Origin of the sequence: Caballeronia grimmiae, from assembly GCF_000698555.1 — a bacterium.
Lineage (GTDB): Bacteria > Pseudomonadota > Gammaproteobacteria > Burkholderiales > Burkholderiaceae > Caballeronia > Caballeronia grimmiae.
Genome location: NZ_JFHE01000094.1, coordinates 1 through 3,712 on the forward strand (window position 1 = coordinate 1; position 3,712 = coordinate 3,712).

The window sequence follows — 3,712 nt, forward strand, 5'->3', positions numbered from 1 at the left end:
TCGTATCAATTCCAGAGTGCCGTTGACACTGTCACAGTTGATCAGCCTGCATGGTGCGCCGCGCTACTTGCGCTCGGACAACGGGCCGGAATTCGTTTCGCACGCCATCCTGAAATGGGCGGCACAGAACGGCATCGATATGGCACTGAGCGATCCCGGCAAGCCATGGCAGAACGGCGCCGACGAGAGCTTCAACGGCAAGTTCCGGGACGAATGCCTCAGCTTGGAATGGTTTCGGACGCGGGTCGAAGCCAAGGTCGTAATCGAGCAATGGTGGCGTCACTACAATGCCATCCGACCGCATTCGAGCTTGGCCTACCTGACACCCAACCAGTTCAAGCAGCAGCACTGTTCAAATGAAGCAACCGAGGCCGTTCTTCAAGATTGAAACGGTCCGGAAAAATCAGGCAGGTCACAGGCGTGCCTGGCATGGTGGCGGCGATCTACACGCCTTCGAGCCGCGCAATCGGCCAGAGCGGTGTTCGTTTTGGACACCTGCGGCCCCGGACGCTTCGCAAATGCTGCTGCCTGTCGCTGCTTGTCAGGATCGTCCGCTCAACTGGTTAGAATGGGGGGCCTTCTCGCATCCCTGCGAGCTGGCCACCAATATGCCACTTCGACATCTATCCTTAATCACTGGCGGGCCAGCCGAAGCGATCGCGCGCTCCCACTTCTCCCGCACTCGCGGGGTTTTTTTGCTGGCTCTGTTGCTCACAGGACTCGCCCCCGCCGTCTTTCTAACGCTTTACGGATGGCAAGACTGGAATGATCGATTGGTGGCTGCGCAGGATGCAACGCAACGCTCAACATTCATAGCGGAGGAACATGCACAGAAAATCCTCGACATTGACACCGCCCTAGCGGAACGGGTCCTCGACGGCCTCGACGACGACAGCGCGCCCGTCCTGGCCGACCTAGCTTTCTACGACAGGCTAGAGCGGCTTGTGCATGGATATGGCCAGGTTGACGCGTTGTCAGTGTTTTCCGCCGATGGGAGACTCACTGCAACGAGCCTTCGTTATCCAACACCTCCAGTCAACATCGCTGACAGAGCCGATTTCCGTGACGCGAAGGCGCGCCCAACGGAGCTGTACATCTCGGGACCCCTGACGGGGCGCGTGACAGGTAAGCCGACGTTCAACGTTATGAAGGGACACCTTCGGTCGGACGGTAGGTTCGAAGGACTGGTCTCGATCGCAATGTCTCCTACGTATTTCGAGAATTTCTACCGCAGCGTGGTAGACGCTAACCCCATTACAATCGGGATGATTCGGGGGGACGGTGCCGTTTTGGCATGGTATCCCTTCAAGGTCAACCGTCCAGGACGCATCTCCACGACCACGGCTTTCTTTGCTTTGCTACGTAGCGGGCGCGAAGCCGGCCTCGTGACGATGAAGTCAAGCGTTGACGGGGAAGAAAAGATCCTGGCGTTCCGAAAAGTAGGCAACTACAACGCGTACGTGACCGCAGGTATCGCCGTTGGCGTGATTCGTTCCGCATGGCTTGCCCGCTTCGCCGTCGTGGCTATTGTGACCGCTGTTCCCTGCTTGGCGCTCGTCATCATCATTCTTTTCTCTCTTCGCAGGCTGAACCAGGAGGCCCGACTCTGGCTCCGCGCGGAAGAAGAGACTTCCAGACGTGCCGCCATCGAAGCGATTGCCAAAGAAAACCAGCGTATTGAGGCGGTGGGCAATATGGTTGCGCTGGTGGCACACGACTTCAACAATCTATTGATGGCTATCCTAGGATTTGCCCACGCGGCTTCGCGACAAGCGCCGCAGCAGCGAAAGGAATCTATGGACGGCATTCTGAATGCCGTGCAGCGGGGTCAGAACCTCACGCGGCGGCTGTTATCCGTGAGCAAGAAGCAGCCGCTTCGGCCCGAATCTATCAGCTTGGTCGAGTGGAGCAGGCAGATGGGCTTGCTTCGATCAGCTGTCGGCGAAGGGGTTGTTATAGAGACTGTGGCGCAAGACGACTTATGGGACGTCCGGGTGGACGTGTCTGAATTCGAGCTTGCCCTTCTCAACATCGCAATCAACGGCCGAGATGCAATGAACGGGAGGGGCAGACTTACCGTCGCTTTCTCCAACTGTCGCGCGCAAGTCGGTGATCACGATTCCGTGCTGAGCGAATACGTTAGGATTGACATCGCTGATAGCGGGCCGGGAATTGACAGCGCGACGGCCAAACGCGCATTCGAGCCGTTTTTCTCGACCAAGCCACCCGGTCAGGGCACCGGCCTAGGTCTGTCCCAAGTGCGGTCCTTTTGCGAACTGTCCGGCGGTCATTGCAGCATCGCGCCGGCGATACCGACCGGAACGGTTGTAACGCTGTTCATCCCACGAGGGACGACCTCACGCGCCGATGAGGCTGCGTCGAGCGCCGTTCGGAACGCGACCGAAAATTCGGAATCCGTGCGGATGCTCCTGGTGGAAGATGATGAAATGGTGGCCGAGGCTCAGGCAGCGATGTTCGCCGCCTTTGGTTACGACGTAACTCGTTCCCCAAATGCAGACGACGCGTATGTGCGGCTGCAGCCCCCGCATCAATTTCAGGTCGTGATCTCCGACGTTCAAATGCCCGGCAGCATGACGGGGATTGAGCTAGCCGAATATTTGCACGACGCCCAGCCCGATCTTCCGCTCATGATGTTGACGGGATTTGTTGACCAGGCGGAACGCCTGCGCAAGCTCGGCGTGACTGCTTTCCTTAAGCCGCTCACCGAAGTTGCTGCCTTGGATGAGTGGATTCGGCGACGAGTTAAAATCCCCGAGGGCAATGTTTCAGTGCCTCAGGGATAAAGAGCCAGGATGGCACGAGTATGTCGATGATCTGCCGCTTCCAGTTGGTTGACCGATCGACCATGCGTAAGCGGCCTGAATCGCCCCGGGAATGTAGGAGACTTCGGATCTTGGCTGTAATTGGAGATTTGAAGTACAGAAAACGAAAGCAAAGCAAGGAAGCCCACCGGGACGCGATATTCAGATGAGGTGCGGGAGCGGGCGGTGTAGATTGTCAATTACGATGGCCGCCCGTGTGGCCTCACGGGATCATGTTACTCCCGGGTAATTGTCATTCTCCGATGGTTGGCGATGAAGGCTGGTGCCGCGTAGCGGTGCCGGCCATCATCGCGTCCGTGTCGCCGAGTATCTGGATGACTAGTTCTCTGGCACGGTTCGATCGCCATACCTTCACCCTGCGTTGCAGCGTGCGCGACTGGGCGCTGGAATACATCGCCGGCGCCATCGCGACGAGGCGCTCGTGCAGTTTCCTTGCTGTAATTCCGGGCTCGCTTTCAAGCCATTTCTGTATTGTCGGCCACGTGTGCTCGAACGGATCTTCCCGGCTGCGCCAGGTGTGGGGGACGCGCGCTTTTCGGTGATGCGTTGGTCTTACCTCGCCGTCCTGCCACGCTGTCCCGAGACTCGCCAGGAATTCCGCGAGAGGAACACGACCAGGTGCTTTTGCGTCTGCCAGCGCCGTGCCGGATTCGCTACATCGCGCGACGTGCTGCTGAGCCTCGCGCATTCGGCTCAAGAGGTCCAGCGGGTCGAGCGCGCGAAACTGCGCACGCAGTCTGCGTTTGGTCGTCTCCGGAACCGACGCCGACCGCAAGACGCGCTCGAGCGGCGTCAAGGGCGCTTCATACCGCTTCGTGACCCTTGCGCCATGACGTGTTGGGCAGCGACAATTGTTTTGGCCGGTCGTT

2 protein-coding genes and 1 pseudogene are annotated in these 3,712 nt (G+C 58.7%); 2 read left to right on the forward strand and 1 reads right to left on the reverse strand.

Translation table 11 applies throughout. The annotated features are described in order from the left end of the window. A partial coding sequence (locus tag BG57_RS30570; RefSeq protein WP_035970974.1) for an integrase core domain-containing protein occupies positions 1 to 388 on the forward strand: 388 nt, incomplete at its 5' end. A 130-nt stretch (positions 389 to 518) separates the two neighbouring features. Further along, complete coding sequence (locus BG57_RS30575; protein ID WP_035970976.1) at positions 519 to 2,804, forward strand: hybrid sensor histidine kinase/response regulator; 2,286 nt, start codon at positions 519 to 521, stop codon at positions 2,802 to 2,804. A gap of 271 nt (positions 2,805 to 3,075) precedes the next feature. Here BG57_RS30575 and BG57_RS30580 read toward each other — a convergent pair. Beyond that, positions 3,076 to 3,712 (reverse strand): annotated as a pseudogene (locus BG57_RS30580) (transposase); the annotation flags it as partial.